25 protein-coding genes, 7 tRNA genes and 1 riboswitch are annotated in these 22,864 nt (G+C 36.0%); of the genes, 1 reads left to right on the forward strand and 31 read right to left on the reverse strand.

Annotated features, from left to right (window positions below):
• Window position 1: 1 nt before the first annotated feature.
• The 21 genes from pheS to hisC form a co-directional block, all read right to left on the reverse strand.
• Window positions 2-1,018 (reverse strand): phenylalanine--tRNA ligase subunit alpha, encoded by a 1,017-nt coding sequence (gene pheS, locus ACPLOV_RS06480; protein ID WP_424910850.1) that lies wholly within the window; start codon window positions 1,016-1,018, stop codon window positions 2-4.
• An 89-nt stretch (window positions 1,019-1,107) separates the two neighbouring features.
• Entirely contained in the window at window positions 1,108-1,215 is a 108-nt protein-coding gene (locus tag ACPLOV_RS06485) for a YqzL family protein (RefSeq protein ID WP_424908811.1), read from the reverse strand.
• A gap of 49 nt (window positions 1,216-1,264) precedes the next feature.
• A complete protein-coding gene (gene rlmB / locus ACPLOV_RS06490; protein WP_424908810.1) occupies window positions 1,265-2,083 on the reverse strand; it encodes a 23S rRNA (guanosine(2251)-2'-O)-methyltransferase RlmB in 819 nt (272 codons plus the stop codon).
• A 19-nt stretch (window positions 2,084-2,102) separates the two neighbouring features.
• Window positions 2,103-2,753, reverse strand: a complete 651-nt coding sequence (locus tag ACPLOV_RS06495) for a potassium channel family protein (RefSeq protein ID WP_424908809.1) — start codon at window positions 2,751-2,753, stop codon at window positions 2,103-2,105.
• 29 nt (window positions 2,754-2,782) lie between these two features.
• A complete protein-coding gene (locus ACPLOV_RS06500) occupies window positions 2,783-4,132 on the reverse strand; it encodes a TrkH family potassium uptake protein (RefSeq protein WP_424910851.1) in 1,350 nt (449 codons plus the stop codon).
• Between the two features lie 42 nt (window positions 4,133-4,174).
• Complete coding sequence (rplT, locus tag ACPLOV_RS06505; RefSeq protein ID WP_424908807.1) at window positions 4,175-4,531, reverse strand: 50S ribosomal protein L20; 357 nt, start codon at window positions 4,529-4,531, stop codon at window positions 4,175-4,177.
• Window positions 4,532-4,556: 25 nt separating this feature from the next.
• Window positions 4,557-4,754, reverse strand: a complete 198-nt coding sequence (gene rpmI, locus ACPLOV_RS06510) for a 50S ribosomal protein L35 (RefSeq protein WP_424908806.1) — start codon at window positions 4,752-4,754, stop codon at window positions 4,557-4,559.
• A 6-nt stretch (window positions 4,755-4,760) separates the two neighbouring features.
• Window positions 4,761-5,303: a translation initiation factor IF-3 gene (gene infC / locus ACPLOV_RS06515; RefSeq protein ID WP_083947430.1), complete on the reverse strand. Its 543-nt coding sequence runs from the start codon at window positions 5,301-5,303 to the stop codon at window positions 4,761-4,763.
• A 212-nt stretch (window positions 5,304-5,515) separates the two neighbouring features.
• Window positions 5,516-7,423: a threonine--tRNA ligase gene (gene thrS, locus ACPLOV_RS06520; protein WP_424910852.1), complete on the reverse strand. Its 1,908-nt coding sequence runs from the start codon at window positions 7,421-7,423 to the stop codon at window positions 5,516-5,518.
• Between the two features lie 281 nt (window positions 7,424-7,704).
• The gene (locus ACPLOV_RS06525; RefSeq protein ID WP_424908804.1) at window positions 7,705-8,301 is read right to left on the reverse strand and encodes a DUF445 domain-containing protein; all 597 of its coding nucleotides are present in this window, start codon (window positions 8,299-8,301) and stop codon (window positions 7,705-7,707) included.
• A 15-nt stretch (window positions 8,302-8,316) separates the two neighbouring features.
• Window positions 8,317-9,201 (reverse strand): sporulation protein YtxC, encoded by an 885-nt coding sequence (gene ytxC, locus ACPLOV_RS06530; RefSeq protein WP_424908803.1) that lies wholly within the window; start codon window positions 9,199-9,201, stop codon window positions 8,317-8,319.
• A 98-nt stretch (window positions 9,202-9,299) separates the two neighbouring features.
• Window positions 9,300-9,374 (reverse strand) — tRNA-Val (locus ACPLOV_RS06535).
• A gap of 139 nt (window positions 9,375-9,513) precedes the next feature.
• Window positions 9,514-9,873 carry a LysM peptidoglycan-binding domain-containing protein gene (locus tag ACPLOV_RS06540; RefSeq protein WP_424910853.1) on the reverse strand — a complete coding sequence of 120 codons (360 nt, stop codon included), beginning with the start codon at window positions 9,871-9,873 and terminating at the stop codon, window positions 9,514-9,516.
• A gap of 314 nt (window positions 9,874-10,187) precedes the next feature.
• Window positions 10,188-10,276 (reverse strand) — tRNA-Leu (locus tag ACPLOV_RS06545).
• An 11-nt stretch (window positions 10,277-10,287) separates the two neighbouring features.
• A tRNA-Cys gene (locus ACPLOV_RS06550) sits at window positions 10,288-10,362 on the reverse strand.
• A 13-nt stretch (window positions 10,363-10,375) separates the two neighbouring features.
• Window positions 10,376-10,450, reverse strand: a tRNA-Gly gene (locus ACPLOV_RS06555).
• A gap of 7 nt (window positions 10,451-10,457) precedes the next feature.
• Window positions 10,458-10,533: transfer RNA gene (locus ACPLOV_RS06560), tRNA-Phe, on the reverse strand.
• Window positions 10,534-10,543: 10 nt separating this feature from the next.
• A tRNA-Asp gene (locus tag ACPLOV_RS06565) sits at window positions 10,544-10,621 on the reverse strand.
• A 5-nt stretch (window positions 10,622-10,626) separates the two neighbouring features.
• A tRNA-Val gene (locus tag ACPLOV_RS06570) sits at window positions 10,627-10,702 on the reverse strand.
• A gap of 143 nt (window positions 10,703-10,845) precedes the next feature.
• On the reverse strand, window positions 10,846-11,085 hold the full coding sequence (locus tag ACPLOV_RS06575) for an alpha/beta-type small acid-soluble spore protein (RefSeq protein WP_068748801.1): 240 nt from the start codon (window positions 11,083-11,085) through the stop codon (window positions 10,846-10,848).
• A gap of 52 nt (window positions 11,086-11,137) precedes the next feature.
• The gene (hisC, locus tag ACPLOV_RS06580) at window positions 11,138-12,241 is read right to left on the reverse strand and encodes a histidinol-phosphate transaminase (RefSeq protein WP_424908506.1); all 1,104 of its coding nucleotides are present in this window, start codon (window positions 12,239-12,241) and stop codon (window positions 11,138-11,140) included.
• Window positions 12,242-12,408: 167 nt separating this feature from the next.
• Between hisC and ACPLOV_RS06585 the strand changes: the two genes are divergently transcribed.
• Window positions 12,409-12,633: a NifU family protein gene (locus ACPLOV_RS06585; RefSeq protein ID WP_068748803.1), complete on the forward strand. Its 225-nt coding sequence runs from the start codon at window positions 12,409-12,411 to the stop codon at window positions 12,631-12,633.
• Between the two features lie 32 nt (window positions 12,634-12,665).
• Here the strand turns inward: ACPLOV_RS06585 and cobC are convergent, their stop codons facing one another.
• From cobC to ACPLOV_RS06635, 10 genes are all read right to left on the reverse strand, one after another.
• Window positions 12,666-13,289, reverse strand: a complete 624-nt coding sequence (gene cobC, locus ACPLOV_RS06590; RefSeq protein ID WP_424908507.1) for an alpha-ribazole phosphatase — start codon at window positions 13,287-13,289, stop codon at window positions 12,666-12,668.
• A gap of 23 nt (window positions 13,290-13,312) precedes the next feature.
• A complete protein-coding gene (gene cobS / locus ACPLOV_RS06595) occupies window positions 13,313-14,044 on the reverse strand; it encodes an adenosylcobinamide-GDP ribazoletransferase (protein ID WP_424910854.1) in 732 nt (243 codons plus the stop codon).
• A gap of 11 nt (window positions 14,045-14,055) precedes the next feature.
• Window positions 14,056-14,610, reverse strand: coding sequence for a bifunctional adenosylcobinamide kinase/adenosylcobinamide-phosphate guanylyltransferase (gene cobU / locus ACPLOV_RS06600; protein ID WP_424908509.1), 555 nt, complete (start codon window positions 14,608-14,610; stop codon window positions 14,056-14,058).
• Between the two features lie 19 nt (window positions 14,611-14,629).
• Window positions 14,630-15,661 carry a FecCD family ABC transporter permease gene (locus tag ACPLOV_RS06605; RefSeq protein ID WP_424908510.1) on the reverse strand — a complete coding sequence of 344 codons (1,032 nt, stop codon included), beginning with the start codon at window positions 15,659-15,661 and terminating at the stop codon, window positions 14,630-14,632.
• Between the two features lie 15 nt (window positions 15,662-15,676).
• Window positions 15,677-16,645, reverse strand: a complete 969-nt coding sequence (locus tag ACPLOV_RS06610) for an ABC transporter substrate-binding protein (protein WP_424908511.1) — start codon at window positions 16,643-16,645, stop codon at window positions 15,677-15,679.
• Between the two features lie 156 nt (window positions 16,646-16,801).
• Window positions 16,802-16,978: riboswitch (cobalamin riboswitch) on the reverse strand.
• 19 nt (window positions 16,979-16,997) lie between these two features.
• Entirely contained in the window at window positions 16,998-18,731 is a 1,734-nt protein-coding gene (ptsP, locus tag ACPLOV_RS06615; protein ID WP_424910855.1) for a phosphoenolpyruvate--protein phosphotransferase, read from the reverse strand.
• A gap of 13 nt (window positions 18,732-18,744) precedes the next feature.
• Window positions 18,745-19,071 carry a bh protein gene (locus ACPLOV_RS06620; protein ID WP_424908513.1) on the reverse strand — a complete coding sequence of 109 codons (327 nt, stop codon included), beginning with the start codon at window positions 19,069-19,071 and terminating at the stop codon, window positions 18,745-18,747.
• Window positions 19,072-19,139: 68 nt separating this feature from the next.
• Complete coding sequence (gene lpdA / locus ACPLOV_RS06625; RefSeq protein WP_424910856.1) at window positions 19,140-20,528, reverse strand: dihydrolipoyl dehydrogenase; 1,389 nt, start codon at window positions 20,526-20,528, stop codon at window positions 19,140-19,142.
• 12 nt (window positions 20,529-20,540) lie between these two features.
• Complete coding sequence (locus tag ACPLOV_RS06630; protein ID WP_424910857.1) at window positions 20,541-21,854, reverse strand: dihydrolipoamide acetyltransferase family protein; 1,314 nt, start codon at window positions 21,852-21,854, stop codon at window positions 20,541-20,543.
• Window positions 21,855-21,866: 12 nt separating this feature from the next.
• Complete coding sequence (locus ACPLOV_RS06635; RefSeq protein WP_424910858.1) at window positions 21,867-22,844, reverse strand: alpha-ketoacid dehydrogenase subunit beta; 978 nt, start codon at window positions 22,842-22,844, stop codon at window positions 21,867-21,869.
• Between the last annotated feature and the right edge of the window lie 20 nt (window positions 22,845-22,864).

Here is a 22,864-nt window from a genome sequence, read left to right on the forward strand (position 1 = left end):
CTTAGAATTGTGATAAAAACCTTAAATCATTTTCAAACAACAATCTCATATCATCTATATTGTACTTTAATAAAGCAATACGCTCTAATCCCATCCCAAAAGCAAATCCCAAAACTTTTTCCGGGTCGTATCCTCCATTTTTTATAACATTAGGATGCACCATTCCGCAACCCAGGATTTCAATCCAGCCTGTATAAGAACACAAACGGCATCCTTTACCATTACAAGAAATACAGGATATGTCCATTTCTGCACTGGGCTCCGTAAAAGGGAAAAAACTCGGCCTGAATCTGGTTTTTCTTTCTTCACCGAAAATCGCTTTAGCAAAGGCTGTTAATGTACCTTTTAAGTCAGCCATGGTTACACATTCTCCTACCACCAAACCTTCCACCTGGTGAAAAACCGGCGAATGGGTAGCATCCACCGCATCGGAACGGTATACTCTTCCCGGTACTATTACCTTAATAGGGGGTTTTGATTTTTCCATCGTCCTTATTTGTACAGGAGATGTATGGGTTCTTAAAAGAATATCTTCAGTTATGTAAAAAGTGTCCTGCAGATCCCTTGCAGGGTGATCCTTTGGAATATTTAATGCTTCAAAGTTGTAGTAATCCCATTCTACTTCGGGTCCTTCCACTACCTCATAGCCAAGACCGTAGAAAAAGTTAATTACTTCATTCAAAACGATTGAAAGGGGGTGTCGATGACCTAAAATTACCCTTGTAGGTACGGTTACATCAATTTTTTCCTTTTCAATCTTTTCCTTTTTTATATTTTCCTTGATTGTTTTAATTTTTTCTTCTATAGCAAATTCCATTTCCTCTTTAATCTTATTGACCAGTTGTCCTATTACCGGTCTTTCTCCCGGAGGTAGTTCACCCATTTTTTTCATCAGAGCGGTCAATTTACCTTTTTTCCCTAAAAATTTAACCCTTATGTTATTAATCTCTACAAGATCATCAATACTTCCTAAAAGCTCATCCAATTCAGTTTTTAATGCAATTAATTCTTCCTTCACCCTAAAAACCTCCTTTTAGTAAAAAAGCTTTCGCCCCGTAAGGGACGAAAGCAACTTACGCCTCCGTATTTCGTCATCCCGGGGAAACTTTATTTCAGCTTCCCATACTGTCCCAAGGCTAATTCTTTATATATTAGATAAGCTTTAATTGAACCCGTTATCTCAAATAACTTCCAAAAAAATTCAGCGGCGAGCATATTCCACGCCCTTTCCTGTCATTTGCAACTATTATAGCACAGAAAACGTTTATTTACAAGGAGATGAGATTTTTCTTTGTCTCACCGCTTCAAAAATTATTATGCTTGCCGCTACAGCCACATTTAATGAATCTGTGCGTGTACAGATGGGAATTTTTATAAGCTCATCGGAAATTTCTACGACCTTTTCAGAAACACCCCTCGATTCATTGCCCAAAACCAGCACAAAGGGAACCGTTAAGTCTAAATCAAAGTAATTCCTTTTAGCTTTAATATCTGCAGTAAATAATTTAATGCCCTTTTTTTTAAACTCCCAGAGGGTTTTTGTAAAATCCTCCACTTCGGAAATTTCCATGTGGAATATCGAGCCCATCGTAGAACGCACCGTTTTAGGATTATATACATCTGCACATCCATTGCTTAAAATTACAGCTTTTACTTCTGCCGCATCAGCTGTTCTCACTATGGTTCCCACATTGCCGGGATCCCTGACATCCTCTAAGGCAATAAACATAGGAGAAGGATTTAAAACATCTTCCTTTATTAAATTTAAAGGTTCAATATCTTTTTTCCTTATTAGCGCAATTACTCCCTGAGGAGACTCGGTAGAAGAAATATTTTTAAAATCTTCATCCGACAATTGATATACTTTTATCCCTTTTTTATTCATTTCCTTTAAAAAATCATTTTTTGTTCGAACAAAACTTTCCGAAACCGCAATAAACTCTATTCTATAATCGGAATGAACTGCTTCCTTTACGCATTTAACACCCTCTGCTACAAATATACCGTGCCTTTCTCTGTAACTTTTCATATTAGAAGCAGAAATTATTTTATTTTTTAAACCTTTACTTAAATTCTCGTACATAGATTTCTCCCGGAATCTTTTATATTGATTTTTCTATTTTTTCTATATCCTTATTTTTACCCACAACCACCAGAATATCCTTTTCCAGGATTGTATCATCGGCTCCAGGAGCTACAATTATATCATCACTTCTTTTTATTGCCATTACATTCAGTCCATATCTTACCCTCATATCAAGGTTCCTCAAGGTTTTGTTGTACCATTCGGGTAATGCCTCAATTTCTACAATAGAAAAATCAGGGGAAAGCTCAATGTAGTCCAAAATATTGGAAGAGACTAAATTGTGGGCCACCCGAATTCCCATATCCCTTTCGGGAAACACCACTCGGTCGGCGCCTATTTTATATAGTACTTTACCGTGAAGTTCATTATTTGCTTTGGCTACCACATATTTTAGGCCCAATTCTTTGAGTATCAATGTCACGAGTATGCTTGATTGAATATCGTTGCCTATGCTTACAATACCCACATCAAAATTCCTTATCCCCAGTGCTTTCATCGTATTTTCATCAGTAGCATCAGCTTGAACTGCATGGGTAATAGAATCGGCCATTGATTGAACAATTTCTTCGCTGCTATCAATTCCTAAAACATCGTACCCTAATTTGTATAAAGTTTTTGCTACGCTGGATCCAAAACGTCCCAGCCCTATTACTACAAATTGTTTCATAAAAATCCTCCCTACGGGATTACATTGTATTATCCTACCAGTATCCTGTCTTCAGGAAATTTATACAATGCAGGTTTTTTTGAACTTGCCAGAGCCATAGCTATGGTAAGCGGTCCAACCCTTCCAGAAAACATAAGGATTATTATCAATAATTTGCCAGCATTTGAAAGTTTAGGAGTTAAACCGAGAGAAAGTCCTACCGTTCCAAACGCCGAAGTAGCTTCATACACTATTGTGAGCAAATCTTCTCCTTTTTCAGTAATTGTCAGCAAAAATGTAATACTAAAAATCAATAAAAAGGAAATTACGACAATAACTATTGCCCTGTAAACATTTTCTATGGAGATTCTCCTATTATATATTTCTACCTCTTCTTTGTTTACAACAACGGTATAAATTAGAAGAATCACAATAAAAAAGGTTGAAGTTTTTACACCGCCACCCGTGGAACCGGGTGATGCTCCGATAAACATTAAAAAAATCGTGAAAAGCTTAGCCGGTAAAGTCATGTCCGATAAACTTATAGTGTTAAAACCTGCGGTTCTCGGTGTTACTGATTGAAAAGCTGCGGCTAAAATTTTCCCTCCTAAAGGCAGCTGTCCTAAGGTTTTCGGATTAGAATACTCCAGAAGGAAAAATATAAAAAAACCCGTTAACAAAAGGATAGCAGTCATCGTAATTACTATTTTTGAGTGAAGGCTCATCTTGTAAAAATCCCTTACAGAAAATACCTCATGGATTACGCTAAATCCCAAGCCTCCTATTACTATCAGGCTCATAACTACAATATTAATTAAGGGATCCAGCACGAAAGGTGTAAAACTCCTGAAATCTCCTATTAAATCAAAGCCAGCATTATTAAATGCCGAAACCGCATGGAAAATTCCATAGTAAATTCCTTTTAATAGACCGTATATTTTTATAAACCTGATGGATAATAAAGCCGCACCGCATAATTCAAAAAATACCGCTGTTGTTATAACGTATTTTGCCAGTTTGACAACCCCTGAAATATGCATTTGATTAAGGGCTTCCTGTATAACAAGTCTTTCCCTTAATGTAATCCTTTTACCCAGAATAAAAAATATTAAAGTAGCCATTGTCATGAAGCCGAGCCCACCGGTCTGAATTAGAATGAGAATGACTAACTGCCCAAAAAGACTATAAGTGGTATAAGTATCAACTACTACAAGACCCGTCACACATACGGCAGAAGTTGCCGTAAAAAAGGCGTTTAAAATACCCACGCTTTTCCCGCTCTTTGCCGCAAAAGGCAGAGAAAGCAAAATAGTGCCTATTAGTATAACTGCTGCAAATCCCAGTACTAAAATCTGGGCAGGTTTTAATCTTATTTTTTGTGAAAGTACTAAAATTTTCAATCGCCTCCCAAAAAGGAGAAAAAGCGACTCTAAAAGCCGCTTTTATTTAAGATTTGCTTTTGCTATTTCTACAAGCTGAGTAAATCCTTTATGATCATTTACGGCCATTTCGGCCAGCATCTTTCTATTTATTTGAATTCCAGCCTTTTTTAATCCATTTATGAATTTGCTGTAGGATAATCCATTTGTCCTGGCAGCCGCATTAATCCTGGTAATCCACAGCTTTCTGAAGTCCCTTTTTTTCAGTTTCCTACCTATATAAGAGTACATGAGGGACTTCATTACAGCCTGGTTCGCAATTCTAAATCTCTTGCTTTTAGCTCCAAAATATCCCTTAGCCAGTTTTAGTATCTTTTTATGTCTCCTTCTTGCCGTTACACCTTTTTTAACCCTTGGCATTTTAATCACCTCAATGAATTATATTTTATTTATAGGGTATTAATTTCTTTACGCGTTTATAATCGGCGCTGCTAACAAAAGCAGGCTTTCTGAGATTTCTCTTCCTTTTTTTGGACTTATGAGTAAGCAGATGGCTTTTGTAAGCTTTTGCCCTTTTAATTTTCCCCGTTTTTGTCAAGCTAAACCTCTTTGCAGCACCCCTATGAGTCTTAATTTTTGGCATCGGTTTTCACTCCTTACCCAATGTATTTTGCTTTGGTGCAAGCATCATAATCATATTCCTACCTTCAATAGTAGGAGGCTTTTCTACCTCACCTTTTTCTTTTACGCTTTCGGCAAATCTCTTTAATACCTCTTCCCCGATTTGCGAATGTGCTATTTCCCTTCCTCTAAACTTTATCGTAACCTTTACTTTATTACCATCTTCTAAAAACCTGAGGGCACTTTTTACCCTTACCATAAAGTCGTGGGTTTCTATACTGGGACTCATACGTATCTCTTTTATATTAATTACCTTTTGATTTTTCCTCGCTTCCTTTTCCTTTTTGCTCATTTCATATTTGTATTTACCGTAATCCATTATCTTGCATACAGGCGGTTTTGCATTTGCAGCTACTTTTACTAAATCTAACTGTCTTTCTTGAGCGAGGCGAAGGGCTTCTTTAATAGGCATTATCCCCAATTGTTTTCCATCTACATCTATTACCCTTACTTCTTTTGCTTTTATTTCATGGTTTACTTCTAATTCTTTTTCTTTTGTAATATCGTTCACCTCCAAAAAATTTTTTCTAAAAATTTAAGGGACAGGATAAATCCACCTGTCCCATGAAGCCTAAAGATAGAAATAAGCTTATAAAAGCATTACCCTTAGGCGTAAACCTTATCGGCAATTGCCGTAAGGTGAGAAGGTGGAATCCTTCTACTTAAAAGCCTATAATTACTCACGTAAACTAATATATCATTTGCCAATTTTAATGTCAATGATTATTGTTTATTTTTTACTTTTTCTTTTACTTCGTTAATAAAGTTTTCTATTGTGTAATTTCCAAGATCTCCTTTTTCCCTGCTCCTTACCGAAATTGTGTTGCTCATTTCTTCTTTTTCACCAACTATTATCATGTAAGGAATCTTTTGAAGCTGGGCTTCACGAATCTTGTAACCAATTTTTTCATTCCTTTCATCCAATTCCACGCGAATATCCTGTTCTTCTAAAATTTCCTTTACCTTTCTTGCGTATTCAAGATATTTTTCGCTAATAGGTAAAACCCTTACCTGCACAGGAGAAAGCCATACAGGAAATGCTCCTGCATAATGTTCGATTAAAATACCTATAAATCTCTCTATGCTGCCAAAAACTACCCGGTGAATCATTACGGGCCTGTGTTTTTCACCATCAGGACCTATATAAGTTAGGTCAAAGCGCTCCGGCATCATAAAATCAAGCTGTATTGTGCCGCATTGCCATGTTCTTCCAATGCTATCTTTTAAGTGAAAATCTATTTTAGGCCCGTAAAAAGCACCATCTCCTTCATTTATTTTGTAATTTAATCCCTTCTTTTCTAAAGCGCCTTTCAGTGCATTCGTAGCCTTCTCCCATAGTTCATCAGAACCCATTGAATTTTCTGGCCTTGTAGACAGTTCCACATGATATTCAAAGCCGAATACCTTATAAAAATAATCCACCAAGTCAATTACTCCCAAAATCTCATCTTCAATCTGCGATGGCATCATGAAAATATGAGCATCATCTTGAGTAAAACATCTTACTCTTAAAAGGCCATGAAGAACTCCGGACAATTCATGCCGGTGAACAATTCCAAGTTCAGCAAGTTTTAAAGGAAGTTCCTTATAACTGTGGACATCCGTTTTATAAAGAAGCATTCCTCCCGGACAGTTCATGGGTTTTATAGCAAAACCCTGTTCATCAATTGTAGTAAAATACATATTCTTCTTATAATGATCCCAGTGCCCAGATCTCTTCCATAATTCTTCATTTAGAATTATCGGTGTTTTTATTTCCTGATACCCACGCTTTTTATGCTCCCTTCTCCAAAAATCTATCAACAGGTTCCACAATACCATTCCTTTTGGGTGAAAGAAAGGAAAACCCGGACCTTCTTCGTGCAAGCTAAATATACCGAGTTCTTTCCCCAATTTTCTATGATCCCTTTTCTTAGCTTCTTCTATTCTGAAAATATACTCTTCCAGCTGTTTTTTATCAGGGAAGGAGGTCCCGTAAATTCTCTGCAACATTTTGTTTTTTTCATCACCCTTCCAGTAGGCACCGGCTAAGCTTGTAAGTTTAAATGCCTTAATATAGCCCGTAGAAGGGACGTGGGGTCCTGCACAAAGGTCAATGAACTCTCCCTGTCTGTAAAAACTAATTGTCGCGTCTTCAGGCAAATTTTCCAGCAATTCAATTTTATAAGGCTCATCCATTTTTTTAAGAAGCTCGATGGCATCTTCCTTGGTAACTTCAATTCTCTCAATAGGAAGGTTCTCTTCAATGATTTTTTTCATTTCTTTCTCTATTTTTTCAAAGTCTTCCGTAGAAAAACTTTCATCCCTGTCAAAATCGTAGTAAAACCCCTCATCAATGGCCGGTCCAATGGCAAGTTTGGTTTCCGGAAACAATCTTTTAACCGCCTGCGCAAGTACATGAGAAGTAGAATGCCTGTAAGCCCTTTTTCCTTCTTCGTCTTCAAAGGTTAAAATTTTTATTTCCCCATCCTGATTCAATTTAGTCCTTAGATCAACCACGACACCGTTTACTTCTGCCACTAAAGCTGTCTTTTTTTTGTCGGGAAAATACATTTTAATTAAATCAAAAACAGTAATTCCCTTTTCTATTTCTCTTTCAATCCCATCAACCTTTACCTTAATTAATTCCATCTCAGACCCTCTCCTTTGAATTTATACTAAAAAAACCTCTCATCCCCCGAATCAAGGGACGAGAGGTTATCTCCCGTGGTTCCACCCTACTTAATTACTTTTTCGCTATAAAGGGCATACCCCAATGGCTCGGAGGTGGTCTTCAGCTTGCTATTCTCAGGGCTTTCCCACCTTTTTCGCCCCTCTCTGGGAGAAATCACAAGCTTACTCGTCTCCTCATTGCCTAATTTTTAAGTTTTTAATTATATGATAATAAAAAGCAAAAAAATGTCAAGAAAAATTTACATCTTTAAAAATACCGAAACCAGCGCTTGAAGAAGGCCTATAAAAAAGCCTATTAATCCTCCTAAAATTTCTATCTGCCTTAACTCCCTCTTTGAAAGTTTAATTATCAATTCTTCTAACTTTATGATATCAAAAGAATTTATTTTTTCTTCTACAAGCTTGCCTATTTTTATTTCTTCTCTCGCTTTGTTCATTATGTCTCTTTTTAAATCTTCTATTACGGGCAGACCATAATAATCAATAGCTTCATTAAAAAAATTCGAAACCATTTTTTTTGGTATAAATAAAGGTAGTTTGTCTATAATTCGGTCATTAAGTATATTTTTTATCTTATCTAAAATTTCATATTTTAAGGAGCTACTTGTTAACAGGGCAGCAAATTCTTCAAAGGATAAAATTTCACTCTCCAAAGCAATCCCTATATTTTTAGCTATTTCAAATCGTCTTTTAGGAATAATTCCTTGAAATTTAATCCCAAAAAAATTTATTGGTTCAACAGGCCAAAAAATTAACTTTATGGCAAGTAAATTGGTAATCCAGCCTATAAACCCCCCGATAACCGGCATAGCAATTAAAAAGAAATAAAATTTCAATGCAATCACCATACCCTATTTTTTTGGTTTAACCTTACTGCAGAGAATGCAATCTTCGCAAATAGTAACCCTTTCTTCAAAAATATTTAAAACTGCATCGTAAACATCCCTTTTCGAATCCAGTATCTCTCCGTGAATCACTATCTTTTTGGGAGCCAGATTTATAAGCAAGCTTATCAAAATATCGTCCTTACTCAATGATCCATTTTTCTTTAATAAATCTTCTATCTCATTATCTTTAATATCTTTTAATTCCCCATCAAGAAGTAAAACTTCCTTTCCCTTAAAAAATAAATTAACCACTTCTTTTTTGGGTTCCAAATTTTTTACAAAAAATTTTAACAGTGCCATGAAATCTTTGTATTCCTTTTCTATTAAAAGCTCATCGACAGCTTTATCAACAGCTTCTTCAATTATATCTATATAACTTTTTAACCTGAAGTTAATAAACCCTTCTATAATAAAAATTTCATTTTCTTCAATAAATTCTTTAACCTTTTGTTTAATTTTTTCTTTTCTTTCATGATAATCCGGAATTACCAGAGCCGGTTCTTTACTTTCGGACAATATTTTTAAGGCTATGTCATAAGTTCTTGCCCTGTCTTCCGGTTTTAAATAAAAATGTATTTTATCCAGTATCTCGCAAATTACCCTGGGTTCCCAAAAATTTATTATTATTTTACTAATTGTTTCGGATAACTTATTTTTTAATAATATTTTACCTTCATCACCGTATAACTCGTAATATAATTTATAAAAACTAAGTGGTTCCTTCTCTTCTTTAATTAGGAAAATATTTATGTTATTTTTTTTCAATTCATCAATAAGGTTTCTAATTTCTTTTTCAAAAAAATATATATCATGAAATGTTCCTATGGAGAAACATTTCACGTTAACCACTCCCTTCCCTTTTTACTATTATATTTCATGGGAACAAAGCATATACGACAAAAGAAAGGGAGGGCTTCCTGAAATTAACAAATTAAAAATAAAAAAAATGGTGGGCGCTGTAAGGATTGAACTTACGACCCCTTCCGCGTCAAGGAAGTGCTCTCCCACTGAGCTAAGCGCCCACAATTTCTTATATTTGTTTGCGTTTTTTATTTTATCATATAATTGATAAATAAGTCAAGTTTTTAGGATAATCATGCCAAAAGAAACTAAGGGTTGATATTTACCAACCCTTAGTTTCTTATGATTTATTATTTAAATTCATTTTACTGGTATTCTCAGGACTTGACCCGGATATATGGTTTCCTCAGGTCCCCTGAGGTTATTAGCCTGCACAATTGCCTCTACAGTAGTATCGAATAATGCTGCAATGCGGCTCAAGGTATCACCCGGTTGAACTTCATAATAAGCTTCATGCCTTATAACAGGATTCATCATTGTAAATGGATGATGCTCGTCATAATTATCATGGCCATTTCGCGGAATAAAGAGAAATTGACCGGGATAAATTGTCAGGTCATCGCGTATCCAATTATGTCTTAAAATTTCTTTTACTGATACTCCAAACCGAGATGCTATTAAATTTAGCGAATCTCCAGGTTGCACAATATATATTATCATACGTATCCCTCCTTCGATATCATAATATTCAATAAAAGCCAAATGTTTACACGATACAATAGAAACTAAATTACTATAATAATAATTTTTAGGTCTAAAATGGGTATTTGAATATAAATTGTTATAGTAAAAAAATATTTTAAAAATAAAAAAGCACTTTACTCAGATGCCTGCAATGCTAAACATCTGATAAAGTGCCTGTAATAATTTGTAACTTTTGATTTAGAACCAAAAAAATAAAAAAGATGACTGCTCATCTTTTTTTTATCGTCGATTATTTATTTTCATTATTATTTCTTTATTAATTTTACAAGTGGTGCCGGGGACCGGAATCGAACCGGTATGGGTATTTCTACCCGCAGGATTTTAAGTCCTGTGCGTCTGCCTGTTCCGCCACCCCGGCAGATTAGATTATGGAGGCGGCACCCAGATTCGAACTGGGGAATAAAGGTTTTGCAGACCTCTGCCTTACCACTTGGCTATGCCGCCGTAAATAAAAAAATGGAGCGGAAGACGGGATTTGAACCCGCGACCCTCGCCTTGGCAAGGCGATGCTCTACCGCTGAGCCACTTCCGCATTTTGATGGTGCCTTGGGGCGGAATCGAACCACCGACACGAGGATTTTCAGTCCTCTGCTCTACCGACTGAGCTACCAAGGCTCAAAAAATATGGCGACCCAGAAGGGGCTCGAACCCTCGACCTCCAGCGTGACAGGCTGGCGTTCTAAACCTACTGAACTACTGGGCCGCGCATGGTGGGCGAAACAGGGCTCGAACCTGTGACCCCATGCTTGTAAGGCATGTGCTCTCCCAGCTGAGCTATCCGCCCGCGAGACAATTCTTAGTATACCCGATAATTTATAGAGTGTCAAAGCCAAATTTGCTTAATTTGCCGGGAAATTTGTTACTTTTTTTATATATACGCATGTTTTTTCCTTCTTTCTTGTTATTGCATTTTGTTGCTCTTATAATTTACTCCTTTTCTTCCTTCTTTAAATCTATTTTTCCGTCCTTTCTATCCATTTCTTCTTCGGCAAGATTTATCATCTTTTTAACCATATGTCCTCCAATTTTCCCCACCTCTCTTGTAGTCATATTTTCATATCCTCTCTTTTTTATATCATCATCCAAATGAAGCTCTTTTGCAACTTCCTCCTTCAAACTTTCCAGTTCATCCTTAGATTTTGGGTTAACCGGTTTTTTTCTTCCCATATAAATACCTCCAAAAAGACTTTTTTCTTATATTTTCCAAAAAAAATTATCTTTATGCATTGGCTTCTTCTAATATCTCCTTGAGAGCTTCAATAAATTTATTATTTTCTTCTCTTTTCCCCACCGAAACCCTTAAAGAAAATTTTAATGCTTCGCTGTTATAAATCCTCACCAATATTCCTCTTTTTACAAGTTCCTCAAAAACTTTTTTCGCTTCAATATTTGATTCTAACAAAATAAAATTTGTAGAAGTAGTAAATATCCTGATATTTTTTATGTTCATCAATTCCTCTATCATTCTGTCCCTTTCTTTTATTATTTCACCAATATTATTTAAAAATCTTTCCCTGTTTTTTAATATCAGTGAAGCAGCAGTCTGAGAAAAAAGGTTTACATTGAACGGAAGTTTGACCCTAAAAAGTTCTCTAATTATTTCTTTGTTTCCCAGCGCATAGCCTATTCTTAAGCCGGCTATGGAAAAAATTTTTGACATCGTTCTTATGATAATCAAATTTTCATGTTCAAAGATCATATCCCGGTAAGTTTTACCGCCAAATTCAAAATACGCCTCATCAATGCATATTATCCCATCAAAGCTTTCAATTATTTCTTTTACTGCCTCTTCATTAAAATAATCACCCGTAGGGTTGTTCGGAGAACAAATAAACATTACTTTGTTTTTGGTTCCCATCGAATCTTTTTTTAATCTATCATAATATTCATTTAAATCAATATCGAATCTATAAAATTCTTTGTCTTTTATTTTTACTAATGGAATATTAATAACCTCTGCCCCCGAAATTTTTGCAAAAACCTCATAGCTGGGAAAGGTAGGTGAAAAAATATAAACTTTACTTTCCGGTCCGGCAAAGGCAAAATTGATATCGGCTATTATTTCATCAGCCCCATTTCCTATAAATATTTGCTCTTTTTCTAAGCCGCAGTATTCAGATAATAACTTTCTTAACTCATCAGAATTCGGATCATTGTATAAATTAAAGGGTTTATTTTTTACTTCTTTAAAGATTTCATCCTTTAAATCATCCGGCACATCAAAATAAGATTCGTTGGCATTTAGTTTAATCATAAAATCAGGTCTTTCTTCAAAAAAGGGTTCTATCTCGTATATTTCTTTTCTCAGGTATCTGGTAGTCAAACTATTTCCTCCTTTTCTTGTATATTTATGCATATACTTTTGCGGTACTATATCATATTAAATTATTTTGAGTCAATACTAAAAATAAAGTTGACATTAATCTTTATAATAATAAACTTGTTTGATATAATTAACTGGAAAACTTTTAAAGAAGGGATGGGATTAATTTGAAAGAAAAAGTTCAAGAAGTATTAAATAAAATTCGTCCATCTCTGCAAGCTGACGGCGGAGATGTAGAACTTGTGGATGTGGATGAAAAAGAAGGAATAGTAAAGGTAAGATTAACGGGTAGCTGTTTTGGTTGTCCTTTTTCAACAATGACTTTAAAAAATGGAATCGAACAAATTTTGAAGGAAGAAATTCCACAGGTAAAGGAAGTGAAAGCGGTATAATTAAAGGGAGTACGGTACATTCACCGTACTCCCTATTTTAAATGACATGTATCATTTATTTTCACAATAAAAGCATTCTTTTTAATATCTCCATCATCTTCCACCACAATCTCCGTAATAGAAGCATTTCCTATTTTTATTTTAAAAAAGGCTTCGGTATTTATCCCCAGTATAGCGGATATCACAGCTTTAATTGGACCTCCGTGGGTCACCACGAGGATATTTTTATTTCCCTTGTGGGATCTTGCCATTTCCGAAAGTATATAATCCACCCTATTTATTAACTCTGAAAGGCTTTCTCCTCCAAGTGGTTGTAAACAAAACGGATTATTAAGCCATTCAGTATATTCGTCTTTTTCTTCCTTCATAAGCTCTTCATAGGTTTTACCTTCCCATTTTCCAAAACACAACTCCCTTAAAAGAGGGGTTATCACTACTTTTTTATTGTGAAAATTATTTATTATTTTTGCTGTATTTAAAGCTCTCATAAGATCACTGGAGTAAATTGCTTCAATATTTTCCTCCCGAAACACATTAGCTAATCTCCAGGCCTGTTGCTCCCCTTCTTTACTAAGAGGAATATCCAGCTGCCCCTGATAGCGGGTTTCTTTGTTCCATAAGGTCTCTCCATGTCTTATAAGAAAAATTCTCGGCATATTATTTCACCCATTCCACAATTTTATTTATATAACAGCATTAAAATCAATAAAGAAAATATTTCTCCAAACTCGTTCAAAGCTCCATAAGTATCCCCGGTCATTCCTTTTAATTCCTTCATTATGTAAAAACTAAAAATAAGACCCGAAAAAATTAATGCCGTTAAGAAGTAAAATACTTTTAATTTCAAAATTATGCCGCAAATAATAACGCATATGAATGAAGATATAAAAAATCTTATCCTACCTTTTCCGCAATTAAAAGCTTTGCCCAGGCCTTTTTCCCTTAAATACGGAAAGAAAACGATACCAAAACTAATAAGCCATCTTCCGGCAACCGGTACAATTATTAATAATAGGGGATTTTCTTTTAATATAGATAAAATCCCTGAAAATTTTAAAAGAAAATCAAGAACTATTGCAATTACTCCAAAAGCACCGACCCGGCTATCTTTCATTATTTCCAGCTTTTTTTCCCTTTCTTTTCCACTGAAAATACCGTCAGAAGTATCCGCAAGCCCATCCAAGTGGATACCACCCGTAATAACGGTTTCTGCAGTTAAAATTAATGCACAAAGGAAAGATTCTTCCAGTAATCCTTTTAATGCAAAAAAAATTGCATATAAAATGCCCCCAATAAATGCACCGATTAAAGGAAAAAAACACACCGAGCGCTGTAAATCTTTTTCGGTGATTGGCGTTTTTAAAAATTGAGGAAATCGGGTTAAAAACAAAAGAGCGGTATAAACAGGCAAAGATACCACCTCTATTTAATCTTTAAAGGAATACCCGAAACCATAAAATAGACTTCTTCTGAAGCTTCAGCAATTCTTTGATTGGCTTCACCCAGCAAGTCTCTGTAAAATCTTGCTAATGGGTATTCGGGAACAATCCCTAAACCCACTTCATTTGAGACTATTATAAACTTTGCATTTAACTTTCTCGCGTTTTTAAGCATTTCTTCTAATTCTTGTAAAAATTCTCCCCGGATTCTTTCCTGTAAAAATATATCTTCAGAAAAATCTTTTAAAATCCAGTTTGAAGTATAAAGAGCTATACAGTCTAATAATACGAATTTTAAGTCGTTAATATAATTTTCTTTTGTTATTTTTTCCAACACCTTAGAAACGTAAAGGGGTTCTTCAATGGTTATCCAGTTATAGGGTCTTCTTTTTTTATGATTCTCTATTCTTTTCTCCATTTCTTCATCTTTTGCTTCAGCGGTAGCAATATATATTACCCTGCCGTCAGTATCTCTTGCCAATTTTTCCGCAAAAGAGCTTTTCCCGCTTCTTGCCCCTCCGGTGATAAAAATTATCATCTTTTAATCCTCCCGAAGCTTATGAAAAATCTATTTTTTTATTTTTTATCAATAGATACAGAAAGAAAGGCCCACCCACCAAAGCTGTAATTATACCTACAGGCATTTCAGATGGAGCTATAATCACCCTTGAAAGAGTATCCATCACCATGAGGTAAAGTCCGCCAAATAAAGCAGAAAAAACGTATAGATTTCTATGGTCCGGGCCTATTATCAATCTTGAAATATGGGGTATAATGAGACCCACAAACCCAATTATACCACAAAAAGCAACTGCGGAAGCGGTAAGTAGAGAAGCTGAAATCAAACATAGTTTTTTTAATAATTCCACATCCACTCCGGTGAAAAAAGCGGTTTCTTCACCCAACTGCAAGACGTTCAGTCCTCTTAAAATAAAAAAACCCGCTAAAAATCCTGTTATTCCATAAGGAAGGTTAATAATCACTTCCTTCCATCCCTGATAAGAAAAGCTGCCCAGATGCCAGAAATAAATGTTTTTTAATTTTTCTCCTGAAGCATACATAAGAAACGACACGATAGCGGAAAGAAAACTGCTAACAGCAATTCCCGAAAGCAAAATCGAAAATGAAAGGGTTTTTCCACCAATTCGTGCTATAGACCATACGAGAAATACTGCAAAAAGAGCACCAAGAAAAGAAAAAAAAGGGGTCGCGTTCATTCCCAGAAAATTCATACCTTGAAAATACAAAATAGCCAACGAAGCCCCTAAGGACGCTCCCGATGACGCCCCAATCACGTAAGGATCGGTTAAAGGGTTCCTGAACATTCCCTGATAAATTACTCCTGCACAGGAAAGTTCAGCCCCCACAAGAAAAGAAAGTATTATCCTGGGAAGCCTGAAATTAAGTATTATAACTTTTTCCGCAAAAGTAAAGTTATATTCTCTTTTAGTAAATAAAGATAACAGGATAAGGGGTATCTTTTTTTCCGGTATATAAAAGGCACCCATGCTTATGGAAATTACGCTTCCCAGGAAAATTAATAATAATAGTAGAAAATATATATACTTTTTCGATATTTTACGGAACATCTTCCCCTCCGGTACTTATTTAAAAATCTCTGGATGTATTATTTTTGCAAATTGTTCCAACCCATCCACTAATCTCGGTGTTGGTCTTTGTATAATATTTTCATCCACGTAAAATACCTTGTCATTTTTAACTGCATTGATATTGCTCCAACCGGGTCTTTTAACAATATCTTCTTTTGTCTGTTCATTTGTACCGTTAGTACCGTGATGAGAAAATATTATAATATCAGGGTTCTTGGCTATTATTACTTCCTGTCCATAAACAGGATAAGGCTTATCCGAATCGCTTGCAATATTTTTCCCACCTGCTTTGGTTATAAGGTCATCCACAAAAGTCCCCGGCCCGACAGTGGTAATGGGTGAAGGCCATAATTCGTAAAATACTGTAGGTTTTTTATCTTCAGGTAAAGATGAAACTTTTTCTTTTACGGCATCTATTCTCTTTTTCAGAGAATCTACAAGTTCAATAGCATTCTTTTCTCTTCCGGTGGCTTTCCCTACGAGAATCAAGCTATCAAGCATGTCTTCGAGATTTTTCGGTTCCAGCACTATTACCGGTATTTTCAATTCTTCTAATCTTTTCACAGGCTTTTCATGCATGGTTGTGGCAAGTACAAGATCCGGATTTAGTGATATTATTTTTTCAATATTAGGATTTGAAAAATCTCCTATTTTCTCTTTACTTTTCGCTTCTTCGGGATAATCACAATAGTTTGTAACACCTACAACCTTATCGCCTAAACCCAAGGCAAATAATATTTCCGTATTGCTGGGCGATAAAGAAATTATCCTTAAGGGTTCCTTTTCGATCTTAACCTCCCTGCCAAGGCTGTCTTTTAACGTTACGGGAAAAGGCCCATTATTAGAATTTAAATTTTGTGAATTATTATTGCTGTTTTTGCTACAACCGGACAAAGCAACTACAATAATTGCTGCAACCAACAAAATTGTTAAGAGATTTTTGGTAATTATTTTGTTTTTCACGTTCTTCCTCCTATCTTATTGACATATTATTCAATTTATTATTGATTCAACCTTGAAAAATTACTTTTTTCTGTAACTAAAAAAAACCCAACCTTTCGGGAAGGAAAAGTTGGGTTTTTCTCCACTCATAAATGTACTCCCCCTTTCTTCCGAAGGTTCAGTACAAAACTTCAGGCAGGTCTCCTGGCTCCCGGTTCATCTTTCCTGCGCCTTCCCGGGGCATAACTCCCCAGTGGCAAACTGCAGTACATCACCGGTTACAGTGGCGGGACCGCTCAGGATTTTCACCTGATTCCCTTTTAAGCAATCTGCACCTGAAGCTGTATTCCTATTTATTTTATTCTAAAAACTATTATAAGTTAATTCCCTTTTTATTACAAGTTTCTTTTATTAGTAACCTGATTTCCTCAGGATTATCCATTAAAAGTACTTTTTCCGCCAGTTCTTTTGCTTCATCGTATTTAAAGGATCTTATTATCTTTTTGGCAAAAGGTATTGAAGTAGCGCTCATAGAAAATTCGTCAAGCCCCAAACCCAAAAGAAGCGGTACTGCCAGGGGTTCTCCTGCCATTTCCCCGCACATTCCCGTCCACTTTCCTTCCCTGTGCGAGGCATCAATGACATTCTTTATAAGCCTTATTATAGCAGGATTAAAGGGTTCATAAAGATAGGCAATTTTTTCGTTCATTCGGTCTACTGCCAATGTATACTGAATAAGGTCATTGGTCCCAATACTGAAAAAGTCCACTTCCTTTGCAAGAATATCCGCACACACTGCAGCAGAAGGAATTTCTACCATTATGCCTACTTCTATATTTTCATCGAAGGCTACTTTTTCCTTTTTCAGTTCTTCCATCGCTTCTTTTAATACCCGGTTAGCTTTTCTTATCTCGTCTATACCGGAAATCATTGGATACATAATCCTGATCTTGCCATGGGCGCTTGCTCGCAAAATCGCCCTTAATTGCACTTTAAATAAATCTTTTCTATCCAAACACAGCCTGATAGCTCTGAACCCTAAAAAAGGATTTAATTCTTCGGGCATTTCAAGATAGGGTAGTTTTTTATCTCCCCCTATGTCGAGGGTCCTTATTATTACCGGCTTACCCTGCATTGCCTCAGCTACTTCTTTATAAGCTTTATATTGTTCCTCTTCCGAGGGCATGTCCTCCCTATCCATATACAAAAACTCGGTTCTATACAGGCCAATACCCTCCGCTCCATTTTCCAAAGCACCTTTAACATCTTTGGGAGTACCTATATTTGCTGATAACTCTACCCTTCTTTTTTTATCTACAGTTTCGGCACTTAAAAAGAGAATTGCCTTCATTTCCTCTTTCATTTTTAAATACTCATCTTTTTTGTCCATGTAGTTTTTTAATGTGTCGCTATCGGGATTAACTATTAAGATTCCGTTTATACCATCTACAATAACCAGTTCTCCGTCCTTTACTTTTTCACTGACTTCCTGCAACCCAACTACAGCAGGAATTTCCAGCGATCTTGCCATAATGGCGGTATGAGAGGTTCTGCCACCCATGTCGGTAGCAAAGGCTAACACTTTATTTTTATCCAGCTGAGCGGTATCGGAAGGGGTTAAGTCCTTAGCCAGAACAATCACCGTATCATTTAACTCCGATAAGCTTTTTATTGGGATGCCTAAAATATTCTTAATTATCCTTTCCCCTACGTCTCTAATATCCGCTGCCCTCTCTCTCATGTATTCATCTTCCATAGAAGAAAAAATATCTATATATCCTTCAATTACCGTTTTAACTGCAAATTCAGCGCATAATTTTTCGTTTTTTATTTTCTCTTCAATCTCTGAAAATAGAACCGGGTCCTCTAAAACCATTAAATGGGCCTCGAAGATTCTGGCCTTGTCTTCTCCTAATTTTTCCAGAGCATTTTCTTTTATCCGTTGCAGTTGTTCTTTGGATAAATTTATGGATTTATTTAATTTTAGAAGTTCTGCCTCCACTTCATCCTCATTAACCCATCTCTGTTCAACTTTTACTTCAATGTTTTTATAAATAAAAGCTTTCCCAATAGCTATACCCGGTGAAGCTGCAATACCTTTATACATATTCTCCCCCCAACTATTCTTCTTTTTTTAAAATATCTTCTACCTCTTTTACAATTCGATAAGGTTTAGTAACTATTCTAATAGGCAGGGAAAGGATGAATTTTTTTAAATCCCCTTCCAGTTCTTTTGTCATCCTGTAAGGTTTCGTCAAAATCCTCTCAATAAAGTCAAAGGCGTAGTTTTCAAGAAGTTTTTCCCTTCTTATCTCAATTTCGCTGCCGCATTCCTCGCATTTTATCCTCTTCAAAATATTTCCTGCGTAATAAACTGTATGCGGGGTTTCTTTATTGCAATGTAGGCAAAAAAGTTCAGCCTCCATTTTCGAGGTCTTTCCATCCATACCCCGGACCTCCTGATGATTATTATAAATATACTATAACTTTTAATTTAAAAAGTTGCAACAATTTCCTAATTGATTTTATGTATTGGAATACCCAGTAAATCAAAAGCACTTTCCATCGTCACTTCGCTTAGGGTCGGGTGAGCATGAACAGTATTTACCAATTCTTCCGCGGTACACTCTAATTTTATAGCAAGTACAGCCTCCGATATAAGTTCGGTTACGTTTGGGCCAATCATATGAATACCCAGTATCTCATTGTATTTTGGTTCAGAAATAATCTTTACAAAACCGGAATTTTCTCCCAAAGTCAAAGCACGTCCATTTGCAATGAAAGGAAATTTGCCTACTTTTATCTCTCCGTAAATTCTTTTAGCTTCATCTTCACTCATGCCTACACTTGCAATTTCCGGATGAGAATATACACAAAAGGGAATGGCTTTATAATCCATTTTTTCGTTTTCTCCAAGAATGTTTTTTGACGCAACAATCCCCTCATGGGAAGCCACATGAGCCAGCTGGTATTTTCCAACAATATCTCCAATGGCATATACATTTTTTATGTTTGTTTGCATTCTTTCATTCACCAATATCCCTTTTTCGCTTTTCTCAATGTGGAGTTTAACTACCGAACTAAAATCCGGCTTTCTCCCGACCGAAACAAGTATTTTTTCGACCGCATATTCCCTTATTTCTTTTTCCGACTCTACCATAACCTTTAGGCCACTACTATTTTCCTCTATTTTTGTAACTTTCGAATTTACATATATGTTAATACCGGCTCTTTGCATATGTTTTTTTATTTCTTCAGAAATCTCCCTATCAAAATTAGGAATTAACCGGTCCTGCATTTCAATTACTGTAGTTTTCACTCCAAAGGAATTAAAGATAAAAGCCATTTCCAACCCTATTACTCCTCCGCCGATTATTGCAATCGAAGAGGGTAATTCTCTTAAATTTAATATTTCTTCACTTGTCAAAACTCCTTGCGAATCGATGCCCGGAATGGGAGGTTTCAATGGCTTTGAGCCACAGGCTAAAATTATACTATCCGCAGTTATTATTTGCTCCCTATCACTAAATAAAATTTTCACTTCCTTTTCGCTTTCAAGAACCGCTTCTCCCCTATAAACATTTACACCATTAGCTTTTAAAAGATTTTCTACTCCTTTTTGCAGTGTTTTTATTACCTTTTCTTTGTATTTCATTAACATTTCCCAGTTAAGGGAAGCACTTTCAACTTCAATTCCAAAATTCCTGGCTTTTCGTATTGAAGAATAAAATTCAGCGCTATGACTGAGTACTTTGGTTGGAATACAACCTTTGTTTAAACAGGTTCCTCCCAATTCTCCCTTTTCTATCAAAGCCACTTTTTTATTTTTTTTCCTTAAATAAATGGCGGCGACGTATCCACCCGGACCGCCGCCTATAATAGCTACATCGTAATGCATTGCCATTTCTCCTCCTCATTATAAAAGCATTTCCATCGGATTCTCCAGCAATTCTTTTATCCTGTTTAAAAATTTCGCACCCAGGGCTCCATCAATTATTCTGTGGTCGCAGGAAAGGGTTAATTTCATAATAGGTTTTACCTTTAGCTCATCATTTTCATCAACTACGGCAGTTTTTACAATTTTCCCTACAGCGAGAATTGCACTTTCCGGTAGATTAATTACAGCTTTAAATTCCTCAATCCCGAACATGCCCAGGTTTGAAATGGTAAATGTTCCTCCTTGATAATCATCGGGTAAAAGTTTTCCGCTCCTCGCTTTTAAAATAAGTTCCGAGCTTTCCTTTGAAATTTCACTTAAACCTTTTTTATCGGCATTTCTTATTACAGGAACCACAAGGCCTTCTTCCAATGCAACAGCCAGTCCGATATTAATATCCTCCTTAATTATAATAAATTCATCTTCGATACTGCTGTTTAACATCGGGTATTCCTTTAATGCCCTTCCAGCAGATTTTATAAGTATATCATTTAAGGAAAGTTTCACTCCCGTTAATTTTTCAATTTTAACCGAGAGTTCTTCTCTCAATTTTATGGCATTTGTCATATCAACGGATAATGTCAAATAAAAATGAGGTGCTTCTATTTTGCTCTTTTTCATCTTATCTGCAATTATTTTTCTCGGACCTGAAAGAGGGATTCTTTTTACATTTTCCATTAAAGAAAGGTCTTCTTTTATTTTTTTCAATACATCTTCTTTTGTAATCCTCTCGCCTTCCTGCTTTTTTATATCCGATAAATCTATACCCTTTTCTTCTGCAATTTTTTTCGCTACGGGAGTTGTTTTTATTTTTTCTAAATAGCTTATTACATCCCTTTCAACGATTCTTCCTTCAGGTCCTGATGGTGTAACCTCTTTGAGGTCCACTCCATTTTCTCTTGCCACCCTCTTTGCCGCCGGAGATGCCTTTATTTTTTGAATTGCATTATCGGATTCCTTCGGTGCCTCCAGTATTTCATGCGTTTCTAAGGGAATTTCCTCTGTTTTACCGGATAATGCTTCGTTTCCCTCTTGTAAAGGATTATATTCTTCTTTTTCTTTTACTATTACCGCAATGTTTTCCCCTACTGGAACTACCTGCCCCTCTGAATAAAAAACTTTTATAAGTATCCCGCTTTCAGGAGCTTCCTCTTCTAAATTGACTTTGTCGGTTTGTATTTCAAGTAGCGGTTCTCCTTTTTCTACTCTTTCTCCTTCTTTTTTTAACCAACGGACAATGGTACCTTCGGTCATGGTTGTGCCGAGCTTGGGCATTTTAACTTCAAAGGCCATTTTTTCTTCCTCCTACCTTAAAATTTGCTTTACTCCGTTTAATATATCTTCTACCTGAGGTACAGCATGTCTTTCTAAATTAGGGTTGTACGGTATGGGTATATCTTTTCCTGCAAGCCTTTTTACAGGAGCATCCAAATAATCGAAAGCTTCGCTTTCTATAATACCAGCTGCTACCTCAGCACCCCAACCGAAGCTTTTGGGATCATCTTCAACAATTAATACCCTTCCCGTCTTTTTTACGGATTTTATAATGGTTTCCATGTCTAATGGCTTAATTGTAACGGGGTCTATGATTTCAACATCAATTCCTTCCTTTTCAAGTTCTTTAGCTGCCTCCAGAGCTTTTATTACCATTATTGATCCCGCAATAATGGTAACATCCTTGCCTTTTCTTTTTATATCTGCTTTTCCTAATGGAAGCACATAATCTCCTTCAGGTACCTCGCCTTTTATTCTATAAAGTAATTTATGTTCAAAAAATACTACCGGGTTATCATCGCGAATTGCAGCTTTTATCAAACCTTTAACATCATAGGGTGTGGAAGGCATTACCACCTTTAATCCCGGAAAATGGGCAAAAACAGCTGGAAAGCTCTGAGAATGCTGTGCAGCAGCTCCCGTACCCGAACCCATAGGTGTTCTTAATACCATAGGTACCTTTGCCTTTCCTCCAAACATGTACCTAATCTTGGCACCCTGATTTACCAGCTGCTCCATCGCAAGGGTAGTAAAATCCGAAAACATAATCTCCACTACCGGCCGCATACCGCATAGAGCAGCTCCCACACCTATTCCGGTAATTGCCGTTTCAGATATAGGAGTATCTATAACCCTTTTTTCACCAAATTCCTGAATAAGTCCTTTTGTTACCCCAAAGGCTCCCCCGTATACTCCGATATCTTCTCCAATTAAAAATACCGAATCATCCCTTAGCATTTCTTCCCTTAAACCTTCTCTAAGTGCTTCGATATAAAGTTTTTCCGCCATCTTTTACACCTCTTTACCAA

Source organism: Thermovenabulum sp. (assembly GCF_049723235.1).
Classification (GTDB): domain Bacteria; phylum Bacillota; class Thermosediminibacteria; order Thermosediminibacterales; family Thermosediminibacteraceae; genus Thermovenabulum.